The 23,646-nt window shown below is 48.0% G+C and carries 16 protein-coding genes, 1 tRNA gene, 1 other RNA gene and 1 pseudogene; 8 read left to right on the top strand and 11 right to left on the bottom strand.

All coding sequences use genetic code 11. From position 1 onward, the window contains the following. Positions 1 to 235: 235 nt before the first annotated feature. The 5 genes from gabT to QUE34_RS16295 all read right to left on the bottom strand — a co-directional run bounded on the left by gabT (position 236) and on the right by QUE34_RS16295 (position 7,853). Positions 236 to 1,516 carry a 4-aminobutyrate--2-oxoglutarate transaminase gene (gene gabT / locus QUE34_RS16315; protein WP_032303620.1) on the bottom strand — a complete coding sequence of 427 codons (1,281 nt, stop codon included), beginning with the start codon at positions 1,514 to 1,516 and terminating at the stop codon, positions 236 to 238. 13 nt (positions 1,517 to 1,529) lie between these two features. After that, complete coding sequence (gabD, locus tag QUE34_RS16310; protein ID WP_032303619.1) at positions 1,530 to 2,978, bottom strand: NADP-dependent succinate-semialdehyde dehydrogenase; 1,449 nt, start codon at positions 2,976 to 2,978, stop codon at positions 1,530 to 1,532. A gap of 22 nt (positions 2,979 to 3,000) precedes the next feature. Continuing rightward, positions 3,001 to 4,269: an L-2-hydroxyglutarate dehydrogenase gene (gene lhgD / locus QUE34_RS16305; RefSeq protein WP_032303618.1), complete on the bottom strand. Its 1,269-nt coding sequence runs from the start codon at positions 4,267 to 4,269 to the stop codon at positions 3,001 to 3,003. Positions 4,270 to 4,288: 19 nt separating this feature from the next. Continuing rightward, positions 4,289 to 5,266 (bottom strand): glutarate dioxygenase GlaH, encoded by a 978-nt coding sequence (gene glaH / locus QUE34_RS16300; RefSeq protein ID WP_000993113.1) that lies wholly within the window; start codon positions 5,264 to 5,266, stop codon positions 4,289 to 4,291. 334 nt (positions 5,267 to 5,600) lie between these two features. Then, entirely contained in the window at positions 5,601 to 7,853 is a 2,253-nt protein-coding gene (locus QUE34_RS16295) for an alpha amylase C-terminal domain-containing protein (protein WP_105268761.1), read from the bottom strand. Positions 7,854 to 8,412: 559 nt separating this feature from the next. On the opposite strand from QUE34_RS16295, the gene QUE34_RS16290 reads away from it, so the two are divergent. The 5 genes and pseudogenes from QUE34_RS16290 to QUE34_RS16270 all read left to right on the top strand — a co-directional run bounded on the left by QUE34_RS16290 (position 8,413) and on the right by QUE34_RS16270 (position 16,293). After that, positions 8,413 to 8,488: transfer RNA gene (locus tag QUE34_RS16290), tRNA-Ile, on the top strand. Positions 8,489 to 9,252: 764 nt separating this feature from the next. Beyond that, positions 9,253 to 10,683 carry a YpjCB family protein gene (ypjCB, locus tag QUE34_RS16285; RefSeq protein ID WP_103253796.1) on the top strand — a complete coding sequence of 477 codons (1,431 nt, stop codon included), beginning with the start codon at positions 9,253 to 9,255 and terminating at the stop codon, positions 10,681 to 10,683. 322 nt (positions 10,684 to 11,005) lie between these two features. Beyond that, positions 11,006 to 11,170, top strand: a pseudogene (locus QUE34_RS16280) (recombinase family protein); the annotation flags it as partial. Between the two features lie 265 nt (positions 11,171 to 11,435). Beyond that, positions 11,436 to 11,528 carry an ATPase gene (locus QUE34_RS16275; RefSeq protein ID WP_072000982.1) on the top strand — a complete coding sequence of 31 codons (93 nt, stop codon included), beginning with the start codon at positions 11,436 to 11,438 and terminating at the stop codon, positions 11,526 to 11,528. Positions 11,529 to 11,619: 91 nt separating this feature from the next. Beyond that, positions 11,620 to 16,293, top strand: coding sequence for an AIDA repeat-containing protein (locus QUE34_RS16270; protein ID WP_286338859.1), 4,674 nt, complete (start codon positions 11,620 to 11,622; stop codon positions 16,291 to 16,293). 160 nt (positions 16,294 to 16,453) lie between these two features. On the opposite strand, the gene ssrA is transcribed toward QUE34_RS16270, so the two are convergent. Next, positions 16,454 to 16,816, bottom strand: a transfer-messenger RNA (tmRNA) gene (ssrA, locus tag QUE34_RS16265). Positions 16,817 to 17,030: 214 nt separating this feature from the next. Then, positions 17,031 to 17,513: an SsrA-binding protein SmpB gene (gene smpB, locus QUE34_RS16260; protein ID WP_000162574.1), complete on the bottom strand. Its 483-nt coding sequence runs from the start codon at positions 17,511 to 17,513 to the stop codon at positions 17,031 to 17,033. Positions 17,514 to 17,683: 170 nt separating this feature from the next. Here smpB and ratA point away from each other — a divergent pair, with 170 nt between their 5' ends. Continuing rightward, on the top strand, positions 17,684 to 18,121 hold the full coding sequence (gene ratA, locus QUE34_RS16255; protein WP_001300750.1) for a type II toxin-antitoxin system toxin RatA: 438 nt from the start codon (positions 17,684 to 17,686) through the stop codon (positions 18,119 to 18,121). Then, a complete protein-coding gene (locus QUE34_RS16250; RefSeq protein WP_001117842.1) occupies positions 18,111 to 18,401 on the top strand; it encodes an RnfH family protein in 291 nt (96 codons plus the stop codon). Before ratA ends, QUE34_RS16250 begins: the two co-directional genes overlap by 11 nt. A 61-nt stretch (positions 18,402 to 18,462) precedes the next feature. Here the strand turns inward: QUE34_RS16250 and bamE are convergent, their stop codons facing one another. From bamE to nadK, 3 genes are all read right to left on the bottom strand, one after another. Further along, a complete protein-coding gene (gene bamE / locus QUE34_RS16245) occupies positions 18,463 to 18,804 on the bottom strand; it encodes an outer membrane protein assembly factor BamE (protein ID WP_001203437.1) in 342 nt (113 codons plus the stop codon). A gap of 148 nt (positions 18,805 to 18,952) precedes the next feature. Beyond that, a complete protein-coding gene (gene recN, locus QUE34_RS16240; RefSeq protein ID WP_000880951.1) occupies positions 18,953 to 20,614 on the bottom strand; it encodes a DNA repair protein RecN in 1,662 nt (553 codons plus the stop codon). Between the two features lie 85 nt (positions 20,615 to 20,699). After that, positions 20,700 to 21,578: an NAD(+) kinase gene (nadK, locus tag QUE34_RS16235; RefSeq protein ID WP_001059169.1), complete on the bottom strand. Its 879-nt coding sequence runs from the start codon at positions 21,576 to 21,578 to the stop codon at positions 20,700 to 20,702. Positions 21,579 to 21,701: 123 nt separating this feature from the next. On the opposite strand from nadK, the gene grpE reads away from it, so the two are divergent. Further along, positions 21,702 to 22,295, top strand: a complete 594-nt coding sequence (gene grpE, locus QUE34_RS16230; protein ID WP_001296310.1) for a nucleotide exchange factor GrpE — start codon at positions 21,702 to 21,704, stop codon at positions 22,293 to 22,295. Between the two features lie 54 nt (positions 22,296 to 22,349). Here the strand turns inward: grpE and QUE34_RS16225 are convergent, their stop codons facing one another. After that, complete coding sequence (locus QUE34_RS16225) at positions 22,350 to 23,636, bottom strand: HlyC/CorC family transporter (protein WP_077626305.1); 1,287 nt, start codon at positions 23,634 to 23,636, stop codon at positions 22,350 to 22,352. Between the last annotated feature and the right edge of the window lie 10 nt (positions 23,637 to 23,646).

The following is a 23,646-nucleotide window of genomic DNA, read 5'->3' as shown; positions in this document are numbered from 1 at the left end:
TGAATCCTCTCGAAAGTGTGTCACTTGGGAGAGCGCCCCGACATTTCCCGCGTCGGGTCACGCGTGTAATTGTTATTGGTTCTTTTTACCGGAGAGCGGCTCCGCCTTATCCGGCCGACATAGATTTATTCCTGTTCACGTACAGATTGTCGGATGCGGCGTAAACGCCTTATCCGACCTGGATTCTCGTAGGCCGGACAAGACGCGAAGCGTCGCCTCCGGCATGGGTGCGGAGCTACTGCTTCGCCTCATCAAAACACTGGCTGATGATCTCCAGACCCTGACGGATCTGAGCCTCTTCAATGGTGAGCGGGACAAGGATGCGCAGCACGTTGTAATACGGGCCGCAGGAGAGAAGAATCAGGCCTTTATCGCGGGCGCGCGCCACGATGTCGGCGGTGAGTTTGGCGTCCGGTTTACTGTGATCGCCACCTTCAAACAGCTCGATAGCGATCATCGCCCCCAGCCCGCGAACGTCGCCGATCTCGGTGTGTTTTTCGGCGATCGCCAGCAATCCGTCTTTCAGCTTTTGCCCCAGATCGTTGGCTTTTTGCAGCAGATTTTCCTGCTCGAATACCTTTAACACTTCCAGCGCTGCCACGCAGGCAATCGGGTTACCCGCATAGGTACCGCCCAGACCGCCTGGAGCGACGGCATCCATCACTTCGGCGCGCCCGGTGACGCCCGCCAGCGGGAAGCCGCCTGCGATCGATTTCGCAAAGGTGGTGAGATCCGGCGCCACGCCCATCTGTTCCATCGCAAACAGTGTGCCGGTACGCCCCGCACCGCTTTGCACTTCATCGGCAATCAACATGATCCCGTGCTCGTCACACAGCGCGCGTAAACGCTGCATAAAGGCTGGTGTCGCGGCGTAGAAACCGCCTTCACCCTGAACCGGCTCAATCACGATGGCGGCGATATCTTCCGGCGCAGCGTCATTTTTGAAGATCCGATGAATACTGGCGATAGCATCATCTTCACTGATGCCGTGCAGTGGGCAAGGATAAAGCGCGCGATAAACATGGCCCGGCATCAGGCCCATACCCGCAGAGTACGGATTCACCTTGCCGGTCAGCGCCAGCGTGTAGTGCGTACGCCCGTGATATGCACCGCTAAAGGCGATAGTGCCGCTGCGTTTGGTGGCGGCGCGGGCGATTTTCACCGCGTTTTCCACCGCTTCGGAACCAGTCGTCACCAGCAGCGTTTTTTTGGCAAAATCGCCTGGCACCTTCTGATTCATAATCTCGCACAGCTCCAGATACGGCTCGTAGGCCAGCACCTGGAAGCAGGTGTGCGACAGTTTTTTCAACTGCGCTTCCACCGCCGCAACCACTTTCGGATGCAGGTGCCCGGTATTGAGCACCGCAATCCCGCCCGCGAAATCAAGATACTCACGGCCTTCAACGTCCCACACCCGGCAGTTTTCCGCGCGGTCAGCGAAAATCGGGTGAATTTGCCCAACGCCACGGGGAATCGCCTGACTGCGGCGTTGCATTAACTCTTTATTGCTGCTCATTCGCGTTCTCCAGTTAAAGACCGATGCACATGTATTTGATTTCTAAATAATCTTCGATGCCATACTTCGAACCTTCACGACCCAGCCCCGAGGCTTTTATGCCGCCGAACGGGGCCACTTCATTGGAAATAATGCCGGTATTGATACCGACGATGCCGTATTCCAGCGCCTCGCCCACGCGGAAGACGCGGCTTAAATCACGGGCGTAAAAATAGGCGGCAAGGCCAAACTCGGTGTCATTGGCCTGCGCAATCACATCGGCTTCATCTTTAAAACGGAATAGCGGGGCGAGGGGGCCGAACGTCTCTTCTTTCGACACTTTGGCGTTGACCGGAACATCCACCAGAATGGTCGGCTGGAAGAAGTTGCCGCCGCGTTCACGTGCTTTGCCTCCGCAAACCACGCGCGCGCCTTTCTCCAGCGCATCGGCGATATGCTCTTCCACTTTTGCTACCGCTTTTTCATCGATCAGTGGCCCAATGGTGACGCCTTTTTCCAGCCCATCACCGATGTGCAGTTTGCTCACCGCCTGCTGCAATTTTTCGGCAAAGCGGTCATACACGCCGTCCTGCACATACAGGCGGTTGGCGCAGACGCAGGTTTGCCCGGCGTTACGGAATTTCGAGGCCAGCGCGCCTTCCACGGCTTTATCGAGATCGGCATCGTCAAAGACAATAAACGGTGCGTTGCCACCCAGCTCCAGCGACACTTTTTTGATGTCTTTCGCGCACTGTTCCATTAACTGACGGCCAATTTCGGTCGAGCCGGTAAACGACAGCTTGCGCACCAGCGGGTTGCTGGTCAGTTCGTTACCGACCGCGCCCGCCGAACCGGTCACCACGTTAAATACGCCAGCCGGAATGCCCGCGCGAATCGCCAGCTCTGCCAGCGCCAGCGCAGAGAACGGCGTCTGACTGGCGGGCTTCAGCACCATCGTGCAGCCTGCCGCCAGCGCCGGACCGGCTTTGCGGGTAATCATCGCCGCCGGGAAGTTCCACGGCGTGATAGCGGCGGTAACGCCAATCGGCTGCTTGATAACAATCAGGCGTTTATCGGCCTGATGACCGGGAATGGTGTCGCCATAAATACGCTTGCCTTCTTCGGCAAACCACTCAATAAATGAGGCGGCGTAGCTGATTTCGCCTTTCGCTTCCGCCAGCGGTTTGCCCTGTTCGAGGGTCATCAGGCGCGCTAAATCGTCCTGATGCTCCATCATCAAATTGAACCAGTTACGCAGAATGTTGGCGCGTTCTTTGGCGGTAAGGGCACGCCAGGCGGGCAGGGCGCGGTTGGCGGCGTCGATAGCGGCGCGGGTTTCATCTGCGCCCATTTTGGGTACGCTACCCAGCTTGTCGCCATTCGCCGGATTAGTGACCTCGATGACTTCGCCATTGTTGGCGTCCAGCCATTCCCCGTTAATTAACGCCTGCTGGCGGAATAAGTTATTGTCGTTCAGTTTCATCGCTACATCCTGTTTTCAAAGGTTATTGATTAAAGGCGGCGTGTAAGGCATCCACACTACGTGCCGCTCGCAGCGTGCGTCCGGGGTTACTCTGGCTTGCCAACAGCGTTTGTACCTTGCTGACAATATGCGCACCAATAGGAATTGCTGATGTCGCTGCCGGGGAGGGCGCATTGCAGGTGTGGATCGTGCGCGGGGTGGTGACAAACAGAAAATCGTCAATCAGCTTGCCGTCCGGCGATACTGCCTGCGCCCGCACACCGGCGGGCCAGGGCTGGAGATCGCTTAACGAAAGCCCGGGACAATACTTTTGCACCAGCCGCAGATAGCCGCTTTTGCACAGCGAGTTTTTCATCTCGCCCAGTCCTGAGCGTAGATGGTTTTGCAGCACCCGGCGAATCCCCGACGAGCCCAAAATCTCCAGCGTGTCGCTAAATGAGAAGTCGCGCTTGCGATAGCCTTCGCGTTTGAACGCCAGCACTGCGTTTGGCCCAACGGTCACGCTGCCCTCGATCATACGAGTGAGATGCACGCCCAAAAACGGCATTGCCGGGTCGGGGATGGGGTAAATCAGATGGTTAACAATCTGGTTATGCGCCGGGGCAAGGCGGAAATATTCGCCACGGAACGGGCAAATGATAAAGCCCGGCTCGAGGCCGAGCATTTTCACCAGCCGGTCAGCCATCAGCCCGGAACAGCTAATCAGCGTCGATGCTTCATATTCACCGCCCTGACGGGTCCGTATCACCACGCCGTTTTTATGCTCACTGAGGGCGCTGACTTCGGCGTTATAAATAATCTCACCGCCTCTGGCCTGGAAGATTTTTGCCATCGCCGCCGTTACTTCGCGGTAGCTGACGATGCCGCTGGACGGCACAAAAATGCCGCCAAGCCCGGTGATATTCGGTTCGCGCTCGCGCAGTTCCTCGGCGTTTAACCACTCGCGCTCGATCCCGTTCGCCGCCGTGCGTTCCCATAAAGCGCGCATCCGTTCCATTTCGAGTTCAGACGTGGCGACCAGCATCTTGCCGCAGTTGTCGTAGCGAATGCCGTTTTGATCGCAAAAGGCTTTAGTGGCGCGGTTTCCCGCCAGGCAAAACTGCGCCTTCAGGCTGCCGGGCGTGTAATAGACCCCAGCATGGATCACGCCGCTGTTGTGGCCCGTCTGGTGACAGGCCGGGCCGGACTCTTTTTCCAGCAACGCAATGCGGGCGTCCGGATAGACATCAATCAGTTGCATGGCGGTCGACATGCCAATGATGCCGCCGCCAATAATCACAAAATCATACATCCGCTCGATTCCTTTGCGCTTACTGATGCGTCTGGTAGTGGTGAGTGGCGTAAGCGAAATAGCCACGCTGGCGCATCAGTTCACGACGCAGATCCGGATGTGGAGTAAAGCGGTCGCGTCCATGTAGCCAGAACAGATTGTTTATCAAAAGGAATTTGCCAACGGGAACGGGTACAGACAGAATGCCTTTGCTGGTTTCAATGGCGTCTGAAAGCTCGCTCAACCACACGCCTTCCTCGAAATCCTTCGGCTGGACGAACTGGTCGATATAGCGCATCACCGGGCGCCCCTGCTGATCGACGTCGAACACCGGATGGAAAACATCTTTGCTGACGTTTTTGCTCGGCGGCGCAGCAAAGCGCATCGGACGGCGCGCCAGCGGATGGCGGAAATAGTGCTCCAGATGTTCCCAGTCATCGAGATGCAGCAGCAGCGAGTTACCCCCCTGCATGTTTTGCTCGTCGATTTTCATCATCAGCACGTAATCAGTGATCTCTTCGACGTAGGTGCCGTCGTTGTGCAACTCCATTACGCGATGCGGCTGACGCAGATAGCTGTCTGAGTTATCGACATTTTTCACCACAAAACGCGCGTAATACTGACCACTCATGGCGTCGAAATTTGAGCGACCAATCAGATGCGCCACCGCCGTTGCCAGCTTCACCATCTCATCTGCCTGCGCGACATCATCGACACCTACCGCATTAATTAACAGCGCACCTTCAGCACGGTTTAGCAGCGTCTTCAACAGCAACGGTTGCAGCTGATTCGCACACAAATCATCAAGAATTTTGCCTACCCGAAAGCGCAGAAACGATTTGTACTCCAGTGCCTGCACGGGCCATTCGGCAACCTGCTCGAGAAACTGTTTGGTCGTCTGTTCGGTGAAGGTGAGTTCCAGCAGACGCGGGGATTGCGCCGACGGGATGAGAGTGAATCCGCTATAGTCCTGGCCTGAATCGACAGCGTTATTTTGTACGGCGGTCAGTGCATTCATCAGAAGCGATCCTCTTATGAGATGTAGGGTGACATGGCGATGCTCATTTCGTAGCCATAATCTAAAAATATCTACATTTCTGAAAAATGCGCACAAAAGCGACATATTGTTTTCTTATTGTGATCAAAAGCAACAAATTAGTAACATTTAATGAAGGGTATTAAGGCAAAGGAGACAGGAAATGAATAACTAAAGCAACAGGTTAGGGAGAGCTACCATCAGAGAACAGATTATCTGGTCGATAAAAAACAGTAAATGGCTTCACTGCAAAATGACCGTTAGTAAACTAAACATATCATCTGCCCCGTTTTAGCGGGGCAGATATAACATTAAATTACAAATAGAAATAGTTCGGCGGTTCTCCTGTTTTCCCTAAAAGAAGAGCGCTGCGCCCAGGAATATTGATATTTAGAGCTCCGCCTCTAAGCGTAAATACTTTACCAGGGGGAATACTTTTGCGTGTATTATTATTATTAATGGTAACGCTATTACTCCCCATGTTTTTATATATTCCTGGTTGCAATTTGTTAGGCCAGGTACCTTCAACTTCTTCGTTTCCTTTATTTATTATAACTAGTCCATCATGAGGAGAGTGATTAATGTTCACAGAATCCCCACGACTAAAGGCCAGAACATTTTTAGTTGCAAATACACCCTCAAATGCGCTCCATATTCCTTCTTTATCTATATATAATGCGTGGAATTCATTGTAGAGCTGCTGATAGGTAGAGCAACCTTTATTAAGCCACGCCTCACCGCCGACACGAGTGGACCCATCATCATTTTTAATCTCAGTCGTTGATTTTAATACCTGACCATCCCAGTAAACTAAAGGCCTGCTGAACGGGAGAGCGGCCATATATGCCATTGCTAATTGTTCATCTTGCTGATGGTTAAATAAAAAGTCATTGAAAAGATTACCATTGTTAGGGAAATCGTGGTTGATGTTAATCAATATCCGTCTTTCTGATGGGATGCTTGAGATTGCGGAACCCGGTTTTGATGCAAGGGTTTGGAGATCTCCACCGAATGAAAAGGCTTGTATCGTCTTCATGAGCAATGAAAAATCAATGGCGCTTAAATCATCTCTTTCATAAAGCAGCGATGACATTTGTTGTTCATCTAACGGACAAGTTACCAGGTATTCCATGTAATTCATAACAGCTTTTTTTTGATATTTTGGATTAAATAAATTTGTATTGTGCAACCGCTCATTATAATTTTTAAGCGGTGGGGTTATCGACCTCTCTATTTGTTCATGTTTTGAGTGTTTTGCTGCATCATAACGTAAACCTCGTACGCCATATTTTCGCATTTCACGAACGTATTGATTTTGCAACATAATAACCTGGTCACTTTTGGGTGTTGTTTTAGGCATTCCATTTAAACGCTTTTCTTTTAATGCATGGAGGTTTTCCCATTCATCCTTAGAAATATTATCTTTACTTGCTTCGAAGTCTTTTGCAGTGAGATGTATATCTTCTGGATGGATTTGGTCACGTTCTTTTGTTACTGGATCTATAATAAAGGGAATCAAGACCTGACCTTGCCAATAGCCAGGGATACCACTTTCTATATCTTTACTAATCTTCGCTCGTATATCGGCAGAGGGATAATCCAGATCATTTTTACCACTACCCCCGATTCCCATAAAGTTAAATGTATAATCAGGAATGATATCGATGCCAAATTTTTTGGCATCTTTAACCAATGCGATAAAATCCTGCAAATCTCCCATTGGATTATGGATGGTACAAAGATCTTCGGGTTGATAAGCGTGATACCAGTAACCTTTTTCTTCTTCAGGTGTTTCTGGTCCGTCGGCGCGGAAAGTTGTTACGGGAGGGATTTGTATATAACCATAATGGCAACGTGCAAACTCGGCCATATTTTTCCTGATTTGCTGGTAGGTGGCATTAAAAGCATGAAGAATCGCCTCGCCAGGTTTTTTGGGTGTGATGATTTCACATTGTGATTTCTGATCAGCAGTAAGAGATTTACGCTCAAGTGTTTGCCGTAGATGTTCTGGATTGATTAATATTTTAAATGTTTCTTGCTGGCCGGAAGGTGACGTTACGTTAATATTATATACATCAGCTGCCAGTTCATAGTCAGGAATGTTAATAGCATATGCAACATACTTATCTTTTGGAGACGGTTTGTCAGATATAATGTGAGTGAAATGTTCAGCTGGACCATACTGATGAACACCGCTGTTATCACCTCTTTCAATCATTGTATCTCGTTGATAAACCCATGTTTTTCCTTCTCCTATCCTGTCTGGCGCTGTAATGCTACGCTGTGCTGCTTTATTCAACTCTCGGTAAGTTGTATCTGGAAAAAGGGAAATTTTATAATCGTTTTTTAACAGATCATTAATGACTTTTTCTGCGTGAAAAGTTGATATAATTTCTCTGTCTTTTAAATCCTGAGGATAAACTCCACAAGAATTAATAATATTTGTTATACAGTTCAGATATTCTAATGTATTTAATTTGGAATTTAGATCCCCGTCAGTAATGTTCCATGATAACAATGTGGGGTTGTCGATAGGTAAATTTCTTGGTCCTGGTTTTATAGAAAACATAATAAAGTTCCTCTAATGGTAGAGTAATATGGTGTATACGGAAACATAAAAATGTTTAATTGTTGTGAAAGTAATTGCAAACAGATGTCCTACTTTTATCCAATATTTATATGGAAAAGGATAATGCTTAAATCTGTTTTTTTAATTATCGATGTGGTCTGGAGAGGCAACTGTCAAAAATCGCTCATACGAAACTAATGATTAGCAGAATAAGATCTATGAAAGAATATATTGCTATATGAAGTTTATTTTTATGGGGTGAAAAGTAACAGATATCATAATGATGCGAAAACTCTTCAGCTAATGTAATAAAGTTATATTATTAGATACAAAATCATTACAAACTATCATTGAATCGATGGTAACTATAAATAGTGCTAAGTATTAGCATTTGCTTGTTGACTGAGAGTATCGACTTTGTGAATGGAAGCGGTGTCGGGTTTTATGTCGCAGGTAATGACGACCCAGGATGAATGAGAACGCATAAAAATCTGTTATTTACATCATAAGATCATCATGTTTATTGCGTGGTTTATAAGTATTGTTATTGCATACTCAAGGCCCTTTAGCTCAGTGGTTAGAGCAGACGACTCATAATCGCCTGGTCGCTGGTTCAAGTCCAGCAAGGGCCACCAAATCAGCATTCACGTATCAGGAAGAGTTAAGGGTACAAGGGGTACTCGATGGCGGTCTATATTTCACGACTAACGCCATTTCAAGGAAGAAGTGTGGTGGGTGGTTTCGAATGAGGGCTGGTGTTTTGGTACGTGGCACGCCACTGCAATGTATTTATCCATCAGTACTCATTCAAAAGTACCTGGAAAAAATGCCCGCTATGCCAAGCGGGCAAATTGCTTACATGTGGAATTAAGTAATTAACGATAAAGCCAGAGTATTATCATTTATTATACCCATTCATTTAATCAGGTTAATTACTCAAATCACTGAACTATTCTCTGTTCGCTCACTTATGCTGAGTGAGTACCACGACCAATGTATGTAGAACAATGCCGTAGAGTAAGGATGAAATGTCTCTGCCACGCCTTAAACATCTACTACTGACTAGAACCGCCGTCGCATGCAGAAGAGTCTTGTGAGCGTTACAGGAGTCTGGCTTTGCTCATTAATCAACGCTATTTAGATATAAATTTCTAATACTCGAAAAACGATTTTCACAAATAAATTATAACGGGTGGTTTTTATCATACAGCGAAATAACCTTTTGTTTATTAAATTTAACATTCCTGTGCTAAATTAATTAAAAGTACCATGTGTAGCATATGAAGCTGTTAATGCCAGCAATTGTCTCAAATGAGCGATTTTTTATAGTGACAAACAATAATAACATTAAAAATAGTCATGTAGACATTAACTGAGGAAAAGACAATGTTAGTTAGTAATTAACACTAGCACATTTATAAATAGTGGAAATTGTAATGAAAGAAAATCTTCTAAATCCATGGAGTTACTAGCTTATAGTATTATAAAATTAATTTGTAAAGAAGCTGCCTCAGGGACGTATAACGGTGCTCTTGAAATTTTACAAAAAATGATGTCTGAATGTAAATATCATGAAGGCAATGCTTTTGTCATTATGGGAGCCGGAGAACAATTAAAACGTATTAAATATGATGCTAATGAAAATAAATTAAAAGTAAACAACGTACACTTTGATAATAATCAAGAGTTAGTTGCTGATGGTGAGCCTGACGTAGTATTTTTAAAAAAAACGGTGTGGGAAGACCTTCTCGTTAAACTAAAGCTGGAGAACAAAGAAAATGCGGTTTCTGAAATTAACCTGTCATCTAATAAAAATAATGTTGATCAGTTTATTGAATGCGCTAAGAGAAATGAACAGACCCTATTCGACAATATAAGAAAAAGTGATTTTCATGTTGCTTCACTTCAGCCAGGTAGAACGCGTAGTGTTATTTCAGAAACGCCGCCAAATGACTGTATGGAATCACCTAATTTATATGAAAACCACACAGATAAGGTTTCAACTGTAACTAAAAATTCTCAGCAAGTTAAAGGTCACTATGGAGATAAGTTGAAAGAAATGCAGTTGTTCCTCAACCAGATGAGCAATGCACTTCAACAGGATTCATCTTTGTTAGAGTCAAAGGAACACACCATAGATATTCAAGAAAAAACGAATAAGTTTGTGCAGCATTTTCAGCGGGTATTATTTGATAAAAATGGAAGGTCATCAGAGTTTCTACTTAATTTTTATGAGTGTTGCTATAAGTTTTTACCAAGAGCGCAGCCTCAAGATAAAATCGATAGCTATAATTCAGCACTGCAAGCTTTTTCCATCTTTTGTTCATCTACGTTGACACATAATAATGTAGGGTTTAATTTCAAATTATTTCCAGAAGTCAAGCTGTCTGGAGGAGATCTTGAAACGGTATTCAAATACAAAAATGGCAATTTTGTCTGGGAGATAGCCAGAATTAAAATTACTCTCCCAAAAGAAGAGGGTGGTTTATATAATTTAGGTGGATTGGACTTTAAGGGGTGCTTCTTTTCTGGACAGAACTTCAGTAACTATGATATTAAATATGTGAACTGGGGGACGTCATTGTTTGATGTTGATACTCCGTGTATTTTTAATACGCCTGCTAACAATGAGAGTTATGAAAAATCATTAAAGCCTGTGAGCGAAAACGGTTTAAATGGAGTCTTATCTGATCGTAATAAAAAAATAAAAATGATCACGGGCGTGGCACCATTCGATGGTATTTCATCTATGGATGATGACTTTGATGATAGTTCCTCTGAGGATGAGCCCGTTGAGAATAGTCCTGTTGTGACTAGGCCCCTTGTATAAAGTTCTAAAAGCAGTTTTCAATGATAAATAAATGGCGATTTTTACAAAGAGATAATAACGTAGATTGAAATAATATGTATTATTGATTGAGTAAACGGGATTATTCTTCACACTGCATCCATTTTGCTGTCACTACCAAAGTAAAAGGGGCTACGCTTTCACGTAACCCCTTGATTTATTTGATAAGTTTGCGGTGTCTGAACTGGTGCTGTAATTGGTTGAAATATTTCATCTAATGTCTGGTTCAACTTTCCTTAGCTGCCTGAAAGTTTTTTTGATATTACCCATCAATAATAGGGTGACGGTGTACCACGCCTGACTGATGAACTGCGTGCTCAGAGTTACCACTTCAGCGCATAACCGTGGCAGCAGGCCCGGACAGAACAAACGGCTCAGGACATTATCGGTAGGGGACGTACTGGTAGTCTGTAAACTAAACCGACTGGGGCGCAGTATGCGGCATCTTGCCGTGCTGTTGGAGGAGCTGTGAGAACGTGGTATTAACTTTCGTGCTCTGACTCTACCAATATTTGCCCAACAATGGGGGGACGAAAGCTGTAAAAGTAAAACAATCTGCAATCTCAATATTATTGTGTGATTTTTATGTGAGCAGAAGATATTCATCAGAAACGATTATGTAAATCATTTTATTTTTCCGACGGCTTCAATGTCGAAAGAAAAGAATACGCCCGTATTTCCTGAATAGATTGACTTTTTTATCCAACCACACTTCAGCGCACTGCGTTTAAAAAATGCCTCTTTCTTATGCGGAATATCATCATTTCATCATGATGTCTTTGATGAGCGGTGAACACAATACACTTGCGCTGTCTCTTCAGGATTAATCCCCTGGTCTGGTGCCTGTGGGCTGATGTTGCAGCAGAGCTAAGGTTGCTTAAACGCTACTCAGTATTCACTTTTCAGAGGATGAAATTTATGAACAGGACCAGTCCCCATTATTGTCGTCGCTCAGTACTTTCCTTACTGATATCTGCCTTGATATATGCTCCGCCCGGGATGGCGGCCTTTACCTCTAATGTTATTGGTGTGGTAAACGATGAGACTGTAGATGGTAGCCAAAAAGTAGATGAACGAGGTACAACAAATAACACTCATATTATCAACCACGGTTATCAGGATGTTTATGGCGGGGTATCTAATGGAAGTATTATTGAATCTGGTGGCCGTCAATATGTATCAGCCAATGGTACTCATCAGGGGCAGGCCAATAATACAGTCATTAACGGTGGCAGCCAGACAATTCTGGACGGGGGAATTTCCACAGGGACGATAATCCAGAGTGGCAGTCAGTATGTTTATGCAGGTGGTACCAGTAATGCAACAACGATAATAAGCGGTCGTTCAACAGTAATGGGGGGAACTGCGAATGGAACAATAATTAATGGTGGGAGCCAGTCAGTATCGAGTCAGGGGCGTGTTGACGGTACGACGATAAATATGTCCGGGCATCAGGAGATTACGCAAGGAAGTCTGGCAACGAACACAACAATAGATGGGGGGTGGCAGTATGTGGACTCAAGCAGTGTAGAAAATACTACCATTAAGAATGGAGGCGAGCAAAGAAAAGTTAAGAGCCATGCGCTGAACACCACAATAGATGGTGGTCTACAGGTTGTCGATTCAAGTACCGCAGAAATAACCACCATTAAGAGTGGAGGAACGCAACAATTAAATAACAGCCAGGCTATGTTCACCACGATTGAAGGCGGAACTCAGTCTATGAATAGTAAGTCAACGGCAAAAAATACTCAGATCTATTCTGGTGGTACGCAAATTGTTGATAACACCAGCACCTCGGATGTTATTGAAATTTATTCCGGTGGCGTGCTTGATGTTAGAGGTGGTATGGCAACAAATGTTACTCAGCACGATGGCGCGGCTTTAAAAGCAATGACTGACTGGTCGACGGTGAGCGGTACGAATAGTGAAGGTGCATTCTCTATTCACAATAACGTGGCAGACAATGTGTTGCTGGAAAACGGTGGCCATTTAGACGTATATGGTTCGGCAAACAAGACGATTATTAAAGATAAAGGAACAATGTCAGTTTTAGCGAATGCTAAAGCTGATGCGACCCGAATAGATAATGGCGGGGTTATGGATGTTGCCGGAAACGCGACCAATACCATAATTAATGGTGGCACACAGAATATAAATAATCATGGTATTGCCACGGGAACCAATATCAACAGCGGAACACAAAATATCAAGAGCGGCGGGAAAGCTGACACGACAAATATCTCCTCCGGGAGCCGGCAGGTTGTTGAGAAAGATGGTACGGCAACTGGCAGCAATATTAGCACCGGAGGCTCGCTGATTGTCTATACCGGTGGTATCGCACATGGGGTTAACCAGGAGACGGGCAGTGCTTTAGTTGCCAACACGGGCGCAGGGACTGATATTGAAGGATACAACAAGCTCTCTCACTTCACTATTACCGGAGGGGAGGCTAATTATGTTGTGCTGGAAAATACCGGCGAACTGACGGTAGTGGCTAAAACCACGGCGAAAAATACTACCGTTGATGCTGGCGGTAAGCTGATTGTCCAGAAGGAGGCTAAAACAGATACCACCAGACTTAATAATGGTGGCGTTCTGGAGGTTCAGGACGGTGGTGAGGCTAAGCATGTTGAGCAACAATCCGGCGGCGCATTGATTGCTTCCACGACTTCCGGAACACTTATCGAAGGAACCAACAGTTATGGTGATGCTTTCTACATCAGGAATTCAGAAGCTAAAAATGTAGTGCTGGAAAACGCTGGCTCATTAACAGTCGTTACTGGTTCCCGGGCAGTTGATACGATTATTAATGCCAACGGCAAAATGGATGTTTATGGAAAAGATGTTGGCACTGTACTCAATAGTGCGGGCACCCAAACAATATATGCCAGTGCCACTTCTGATAAAGCAAATATCAAAGGTGGCAAGCAAACGGTATATGGTTTAGCCACTGAGGCAAATATCGAAAGTGGTGAACAAATTGTTGATGGTGGGTCAACAGATAAAACGCACATCAAAGGCGGCACGCAAACCGTTCAGAATTATGGTAAGGCGATCAATACCGATATCGTCTCTGGCCTACAACAAATTATGGCAAACGGGACAGCGGAAGGTTCCATTATTAATGGCGGTTCACAGGTAGTTAATGAGGGCGGTCTGGCTGAAAACTCGGTACTTAATGACGGCGGCACACTCGATGTGCGGGAGAAAGGCAGCGCTACGGGGATACAGCAGAGTAGCCAGGGCGCGTTGGTGGCAACCACCAGGGCGACGCGGGTCACAGGGACACGCGCTGATGGCGTCGCGTTCAGCATCGAGCAGGATGCGGCGAACAATATCCTGCTGGCAAATGGCGGCGTGTTAACCGTGGAGTCAGACACCACTTCCGCCAAAACACAGGTCAATGCGGGCGGACGGGAGATCGTCAAAACAAAAGCCACTGCGACTGGCACGATGCTTACCGGCGGTGAACAAATCGTCGAGGGTGTGGCGAATGAGACAACGATTAACGACGGCGGAATACAAACAGTTTCGGCTAACGGTGAGGCAGTAAAAACAACGATTAATGAAGGCGGTACGCTGACAGTCAACGATAATGGCAAAGCGACAGATATCATCCAGAACAGCGGTGCCGCTCTCCAGACGAGCACGGCTAACGGTATTGAAATCAGCGGTACTCACCAGTACGGCACCTTTTCCATTGCCGGAAATTTAGCGACCAATGTGCTGCTGGAAAATGGCGGTAATTTATTGGTATTAGCAGGTACCGAAGCTCGCGATTCCACGGTTGGCAACGGTGGGGCAATGCAAAACCTGGGTCAGGACTTCGCCACAAAGGTTAATTCCGGTGGGCAATATACCCTTGGTCGGTCAAAAGATGAGTTTCAGGCTCTGGCCCGGGCAGAAGATCTACAGGTCGCTGGCGGGACGGCAATCGTCTACGCAGGTACGCTGGCGGATGCATCGGTCAGTGGCGCGACAGGAAGCCTGTCGTTAATGACGCCACGGGATAATGTTACGCCAGTTAAACTTGAAGGGGTGGTCCGGATTACCGATAGCGCGACATTAACTATCGGAAATGGCGTCGATACGACGCTTGCCGACCTGACGGCTGCCAGCCGGGGCAATGTCTGGCTTAACAGCAATAATTCCTGTGCAGGCACCAGCAACTGCGAATATAGAGTAAACAGTTTGCTCCTCAACGACGGTGATGTTTATTTATCAGCACAAACAGCAGCGCCTGCCACAACTAACGGTATCTACAATACGCTGACCACCAGTGAACTTTCCGGCAGCGGTAATTTCTACCTGCATACCAACGTTGCAGGCTCCCGGGGCGATCAACTGGTCGTCAACAACAACGCCACTGGCAATTTTAAAATCTTTGTTCAGGATACCGGCGTCAGCCCTCAGTCTGACGACGCGATGACGCTGGTGAAAACAGGGGGAGGGGATGCTTCGTTTACGCTGGGTAATACCGGCGGTTTCGTTGATCTTGGGACCTATGAGTATGTCCTGAAAAGCGACGGCAACAGCAACTGGAACCTGACCAATGATGTCAAACCCAACCCGGACCCCAACCCAAATCCGAAACCGGATCCAAAACCAGACCCAAAACCGGATCCGAAACCAGACCCGACTCCCGATCCAACGCCGACACCCGTCCCGGAGAAACGCATCACGCCTTCTACGGCAGCCGTACTCAATATGGCAGCAACATTACCGTTGGTCTTTGATGCTGAGCTAAACAGTATTCGCGAGCGGTTGAACATAATGAAAGCGAGTCCACACAACAATAATGTCTGGGGGACGACGTATAACACCCGTAATAATGTCACCACCGATGCGGGTGCCGGGTTTGAGCAGACGCTGACCGGAATGACGGTGGGGATCGATAGCCGTAATGGTATTCCTGAGGGGATTGCGACGCTGGGCGCTTTTATGGGTTATTCCCATTCACATATCGGTTTTGATCGTGGAGGACATGGCAGTGTGGGCAGTTATTCTCTGGGGGGCTATGTCAGCTGGGAACATGAAAGTGGTTTCTATCTGGACGGTATCGTGAAGCTGAACCGCTTTGAAAGTAACGTAGCCGGTAAAATGAGCAGCGGTGGAGCCGCCAACGGCAGTTATCGCAGCAACGGGCTGGGCGGTCACATTGAAACCGGGATGCGATTTACCGATGGTAACTGGAACCTGACGCCGTATGCATCGTTAACGGGGTTCACCGCTGACAACCCCGAATATCATTTATCCAATGGTATGGAATCGAAATCAGTCGATACCCGCAGTATATATCGTGAACTGGGCGCAACGCTGAGTTACAACATGCGTCTGGGGAACGGCATGGAAGTTGAGCCGTGGCTGAAGGCGGCTGTGCGCAAAGAATTTGTCGATGATAACCGGGTGAAAGTGAATAATGACGGTAATTTTGTCAATGATTTGTCGGGCAGACGTGGAATATACCAGGCAGGTATTAAAGCCTCATTCAGCAGTTCGTTAAGCGGGCATCTCGGGGTGGGGTATAGCCATGGTGCCGGTGTGGAATCGCCATGGAACGCGGTGGCTGGTGCGAACTGGTCGTTCTGACCATCAACGAAAAAGCCCACATCTGTGGGCTTTCATATCACCAAGAGCCGCGGCTCCTTTGCGTATCCTTTTATGTCTCCTCACCGTCTGGTCGGTGTCTTGCTGATACTTCTAACTTCCTGTTTTTGTTGGTGTTGTCCTTGCACCGTCCAATCATGATTGGTGGAGCTGGCGGGAGTTGAACCCGCGTCCGAAATTCCTACATCCTCGGTACTACATGCTTAGTCAGTCTTTACATTCGCTTGCCAGCTGCGGACGGACACGCCACTAACAAACTAGCCTGATTAAGTTTTAACGCTTCAACCCCAGGCAGGGCTTCCACGCGATCTCTTTTGGGTTTGACCTCTCTTGATCCCCGTCCTAAGAGCGGAGGCTAGGGAGAGAGGGCTCTAAGCAGGTTATTAAGCTGCTAAAGCGTAGTTTTCGTCGTTTGCGACTATTTTTTGCGGCTTTTTACGAGGCCAACCGCCCCTCGGCATGCACCTTGGGTTTCGCAAATCCCGTCGAATCCAGAATCAGCCCCAATGTGTAACGGCAAGTATACCAGATTTATGAGTGCCATGACCAGCCTCAATGGCGTTATCGTTAAAGATTTAGCACCCATGTAGCCTGATTTTTATTCGATTAAGCAATGGGATGGCAACATTTGTGCCGGATGTGATAGCCAATAAGATGTTCATTCGCGCCGCCGGAGAGGGTGGCGCGGTGAGGAACTGGTCAATAATTGGAGTGCAGATTTAACGGTGGGCGTTTTTCATGATACGCGCTTTATCCACCTGCCATTCGCGTTCTTTGATGTCTGAACGTTTATCGTGCTGTTTCTTACCTTTAGCGACGCCGATTTTCACTTTGCACCAGGCATTTTTCCAGTACAGGGAGAGCGCCACTACGGTATAGCCTTCTCGATTGACGCGACCGTACAATGAGTCCAGTTCGCGCTGGTTGAGAAGTAACTTGCGGGTACGGGTAGGATCGCACACCACATGCGTGGATGCCACAGCCATTGGCGTGATGTTAGCGCCAAACAGAAATGCTTCTCCATCACGTAGAAGGACGTAGCTGTCGCTGATATTGGCTTTTCCTGCGCGCAGGGATTTAACCTCCCAGCCTTGCAGGGCAAGTCCCGCTTCGAACTCTTCTTCGATAAAGTATTCGTGACGGGCGCGCTTGTTAAGCGCGATGGTCGCTGAACCAGGTTTATGTGCTTTTTTCTTCGTCATAAGCGTCGTGAATCATCGGTAATCTGAAATCGAAAACACCCCATATCAATCCTGCGGGGGACAAGGCTCTATCTTAGCATGAACCCGATGTTACCCAGCGCCGGGATAGCGTTTTTTTTACAGCAGGATAAATGATATTATTTGTTGGATTTTTGTTGATGGAAATTGTTATGCCTCAGATTAGCCGGACCGCACTGGTACCCTACAGCGCGGAGCAAATGTATCAGTTAGTGAATGACGTTCAGTCTTATCCTCAGTTTTTGCCGGGTTGTACCGGAAGTCGGATTCTGGAGTCCACTCCTGGGCAGATGACCGCGGCGGTAGATGTCTCTAAGGCTGGGATCAGCAAAACGTTTACTACCCGCAACCAGTTGACCAGTAACCAAAGTATTCTTATGAATCTGGTGGATGGGCCGTTCAAGAAATTGATCGGTGGATGGAAGTTTACGCCGCTGAGCCAGGAGGCGTGTCGTATCGAGTTTCATCTCGACTTTGAGTTTACCAATAAGTTGATTGAACTCGCCTTTGGCCGCGTGTTTAAAGAGCTGGCGGCTAATATGGTCCAGGCTTTTACGGTTCGTGCGAAAGAGGTTTACAGTGCCAGGTAAAATTGCCGTTGAGGTGGCTTATGCTCTACCTGAGAAGCAGTACCTGCAGCGCGTGACGCTGCAGGAGGGCGCGACGGTTGAAGAAGCTATTCGCACCAGTGGCTTGCTGGAATTGCGTACCGATATCGATTTAACTAAAAACAAAGTCGGCATTTACAGCCGTCCGGCAAAACTGAGCGATACCGTGCATGATGGCGATCGGGTGGAGATTTATCGTCCTCTCATTGCCGATCCGAAAGAGCTTCGCAGGCAACGAGCAGAAAAATCAGCGAATAAATAACAGACAGAAAAAAGGTGCTCATTGAGCACCTTTTTTAACGTCTTTGAGAGCAACTTTATTATTAGTTACCACTCAGCGCAGGTTTGTTATCAATGTTGGTCAACACCCCGCTACTGTTAAAGGTCAGCGTCAGCGTTTGCTGCGTTACACCTTCATGACCTGGTTGCTGGCGGAAGACATAGAACCAGGTATTCGTACCAAATGGATCGGACATCAGCGGTGTACCCAATGCGTACGCAACTTGTTGTTGCGTCATGCCAACACGTATTTTGGATACGTCGTTAGCGGTCAGATAGTTCCCCTGGTTGATGTCAGGACGGTAAACCACTCGCTCCAGAGTGGAACAGCCTGCGGTCAACATCAATAGTACTGCTGCTGCAGCAGTCAGCGTTTTACAGCGCATAGTGATTTGATTCCTTTTCGGGCCCGAGCAGTACGTGGCTCATCTGTAATATGCCGATGATAATAGACCTTTCATCACTTTAAAACCTTTTGCTTTCCGGTCTTACGGCGTTTTGCTGTTTACTCTGACCGTGAAGCAGGAAAAAAGTTTACGCCGCAAGCAGTTCTTTCGCATTCGCCAGTGTGTTACGTGTGACTTCACTGCCACCAAGCAGGCGCGCCAGCTCTTGTAACCGCGCTTTTTTGTCCAGCGACTCCATATGCGTTTCTGTCATCGCACCATCGGTTTCTTTGCTGACAAAATAGTGTTGATGACCACATCCCGCGACTTGTGGCAGGTGGGTAACACACATCACCTGAGTTGATTCGCCGAGTTGACGCAGCAGTTTGCCGACAACTGCCGCTGTTGGACCGCTAATCCCTACATCCACTTCATCAAAAATCAGTGCCGGGGTTTCCATTTTACGCGCTGTGATGACCTGAATTGCCAATGCGATGCGGGACAATTCACCACCAGATGCGACTTTGGCAATAGGCTGCATTGGCTGACCTGGGTTGGTGGTTACCCGAAACTCAATACGATCAGCGCCGTCAGCGCCCAGGTGATGCTCGTCAAATTTAACATCAATCGTAAACTGCCCATGCGGCATAGAGAGTGCATGCATACTGTCGGTGATCAGCTGTGCCAACTCATTTGCATAATGCTGGCGTTGCTGGTGTAACGCGCGCGCCGTTTCCAGTGCCTGCTGATGATGTTTCGTTACCGCCAGCGCGAGCGTTTCTTGTGAGTCGGCCTGATCGTCCAGTTGCTGCTGCTCTTCCAGTAGCGACTGGTAATACTGTGGCAATACCTCAGGGCTGACGTGATGTTTACGTGCCAGCGAAATCTGTTTTGAGATGCGCTGTTCAAGTTCAAACAGTCGGTTGGGATCGAGATCCAGACGATCGCAGTAGTGGCGCAGTTCGTCGCTGGCTTCAACAATCTGGATGGTAGCTTCTTCCAGCATATCAAGTACGCCGGACAGTTTGCTGTCCATGCCAATCAATTCGCTCACCAGTTGTTTAGCCGTGTAAAGCTGGCTTTGCAGGTTTGCGTCTTCGCCGTCGGCCATTAATGCCAATGCATTCTGGCTGGTGGTCAGTAATTGACCGCTGTTCGCCAGACGTTTGTACTCTTCGTCGATTTGCTCAAACTCTCCGGGCTGCGGATTAAATTCGTTAAGTTCTTTTAATTGGTATTGCAGCAGCTCCGCACGAGCGGCGCGTTCCTGACTTAACTGTTGATGATGAGCGAGGTCGCGGCAGCTTTGATGCCACAACTGATAACGTGCGGTCATTTCCTGAAGCAGAGAGGTTTCATTAGCATAGCCATCAAGCAGGAATTTTTGGTGCTCGGGTTTGGTGAGTAATTGATGGGCGTGCTGACCATGGATCTGAATGAGCAACTGGCCCAGTTCGCGCAGTTGTGACAGTGGAACAGCTGTACCGTTGATAAAACCACGAGAGCGACCATCGCTACTGATTACGCGACGAAGCAGGCATTCACGGCCATCTTCCAGTTGGTTTTCTTCCAGCCAGCGCAGTGCTGCGGGTGTATCTTTCAGAGAAAAACGGGCGCACAGATCTGCGCGAGCAGCTCCGGTACGCACCATGTCGGCTTCAGCGCGACCGCCGAGACAAAGGCCCAGGGCATCTATTGCAATAGATTTACCCGCGCCAGTCTCGCCGGTGATTACGGTCATGCCGCTGTGAAAATCAATCTCAAGCTCACGAACGATAGCAAAGTTGCTGATGGTCAGTTGTGCCAACATAGTTGTTTTCCTGTATGAAAAACCATTACTGTTATTGTGTACAGTATAAACTGGTTTTATATACAGTAAAGAGGCTGGCGTAAAATTAGAATAATTTTTTTGACCAGCCGAGCTTGGTGCTTAATGTATTGAAATAGCTGTAATCTTTCGGATGAATCAGATTCAGATGGTAATCACAGCGACGAATCAGGACATCTTCTCCTTCCTGAATCGGCAGTGCTATCTGGCTGTCGCAACTGATTTCCAGGTCGTTACGGCGATGTGAAAAACGCAGACGGATCGTGCTGCTGCTGTTTATGACCAGTGGTCGTGCTGACAACGTATGCGGGAACATGGGCACCAAGGTAATTGCATCCAGAGAAGGCGTCAGGATTGGACCGCCTGCCGAGAGGGAATATGCGGTGGAGCCTGTTGGCGTCGAAATAATCAGTCCATCGGAACGCTGCGAAAACGCAAAGATCTCGTCGATATATACTTCGAATTCAATCATATGCGCCACTTTTCCTGGGTGAAGCACCACTTCATTTATCGCGGTGCTGATGCGCTTTTGGCAATCTTGCTGACAGACTTGCGCTTCCAGCAAAAAACGTTTCTCGCTGATGTAGTGACCTTCCAGCACATCGGCTAATTGTTGCTGAGCGTTATCGGGATCAAGGTCGGTCAGGAAACCCAGGTTGCCACGGTTGATTCCAATAACTTTAATATCGTAACGGGCGAGCGTGCGCGCCGCGCCCAGCATATTACCGTCGCCACCAACGACTACCGCGAGATCAGCCAGTTGCCCAATCTCCGCGAGCGTGCCAGTTTTCACATTCTTCAGTTGCAGTTCGTGAGCGATTTGTTGCTCGACGATGACCTCGTAACCTTTTGTGCACAGCCAGCGGTAGAGCATTTCATGTGTTGTCAGTGCAGTAGGGTGCCGTGGGTGTCCCACAATGCCAATACACTTGAAATGATTATTCATTTTTCCGAGGTCCTTGTTGCGAAGATTGATGACAATGTGAGTGCTTCCCTTGAAACCCTGAAACTGATCCCCATAATAAGCGAAGTTAGCGAGATGAATGCGAAAAAAAACGCGGAGAAATTCATGAGTAGTAAAGAACAGAAAACGCCTGAGGGGCAAGCCCCAGAAGAAATTATCATGGATCAGCACGAAGAGATTGAGGCAGTTGAGCCAGAAGCTTCTGCTGAGCAGGTGGATCCGCGCGATGAAAAAATTGCGAATCTCGAAGCTCAGCTGGCTGAAGCCCAGACCCGTGAACGTGACGGCATTTTGCGCGTAAAAGCCGAAATGGAAAACCTGCGTCGCCGCACTGAACTGGATATCGAAAAAGCCCATAAATTCGCGCTGGAGAAATTCATCAACGAATTGCTGCCGGTGATTGATAGCCTGGATCGTGCGCTGGAAGTGGCTGATAAAGCTAACCCGGATATGTCCGCGATGGTTGAAGGTATTGAGCTGACGCTGAAGTCGATGCTGGATGTTGTGCGTAAGTTTGGCGTTGAAGTGATCGCCGAAACTAACGTGCCGCTGGACCCGAACGTGCATCAGGCCATCGCAATGGTGGAATCTGATGACGTTGCGCCAGGTAACGTACTGGGTATTATGCAGAAGGGTTATACGCTGAATGGTCGTACGATTCGTGCTGCGATGGTTACTGTAGCGAAAGCAAAAGCTTAATTTCTGCTTTCGTAATAAATCACGGCCCAGCATGCGAATGCCGGGCCGTTTTCGTTACTCCGCCACACTCTCACGCAGCGGTTTCACAGGAAAAACTTTTACCTGCTTAATCATATTGTCCTGTACATCGAGAATATCGATATCGTACTCGCCAATACGCACGCGAGTTCCTGCGACAGGAATTTCTTCCAGTACTTCAAGAATGACGCCATTAACCGTGCGGGCATCATCTTCCGGTAGATGCCAGTTAAAGGCTTTGTTGATTTCCCGCACGTTGGCAGTGCCATCGATAATCACCGAACCGTCGTTTTGCGGCGTGACCTCTTCGGCGAGCGTTGGCGACATCGACGTGGTGAAATCACCAACAATCTCTTCGAGAATATCTTCGACCGTCACCAGCCCCTGAATGTCTCCATACTCGTTGACGACCAGGCCGACTTTCTTTTTGTTACGCTGAAACTTCACCAACTGTGTGCTGAGCGGCGTACCCTCCGGGACAAAATAGATCTCGTCCGCGGCGCGTAGCATGGTTTCTTTGGTGAACTCTTTTTTCTCCGACATGAGTCGCCAGGCTTCACGCACACGCAGCATACTGATGGCGTCGTCCAGCGAGTCACGGTAGAGCACGATGCGTCCGTGAGGTGAGTGGGAGAGTTGGCGGAGAATCGATTTCCAGTCATCGTTGATATCAATACCGATAATTTCACTACGTGGCACCATGATGTCATCGACGGTCATTTTTTCCAGATCGAGTACCGACAACAGCATATCCTGATTGCGACGGGAAATTTGTGACCGCGATTCGTGCACAATGGTGCGTAATTCTTCTTTGCTTAAAGAGCCACTGACCACGATATCGGTTTTGATGCCCATCATGCGCATTAACATGCGGGTAATAGCGTTTAGCAACCAGACCAGCGGCATCATCAAAATTTGCAGCGGTGCCAGCAGAAAACTACTTGGATAGGCGACTTTTTCCGGGTACAGCGCGGCAATGGTTTTCGGCAATACTTCAGCAAAAACCAGTACGACAAAAGTAAGCACACCAGTCGCAATTGCCACGCCCGCATCCCCGTACAAACGCATCCCCACAATAGTGCCGAGCGCGGAGGCAAGAATATTGACCAGGTTATTGCCGATTAACACCAGGCTTATCAGGCGGTCTGGCTTACGCAGCAATTTTTCGACACGTTTGGCCGAGCGATTACCCTGTTTCGCCATATGCCGCAGACGATAGCGGTTGAGGGTCATCATTCCGGTTTCGGACCCGGAAAAATAGGCTGAAATGACCACCATGATGATCAGAATAATGATCAACGTGGTAGTAGATATGTGTTCCAGGGGAAACTCC

It is taken from the genome of Escherichia sp. KS167_9B, from assembly GCF_030295215.1.
Taxonomy (GTDB): Bacteria; Pseudomonadota; Gammaproteobacteria; order Enterobacterales; family Enterobacteriaceae; genus Escherichia; species Escherichia coli_F.
The sequence above is the reverse complement of the archived record's forward strand: the minus strand, read 5'-3'. Positions and strand labels throughout refer to the sequence as shown.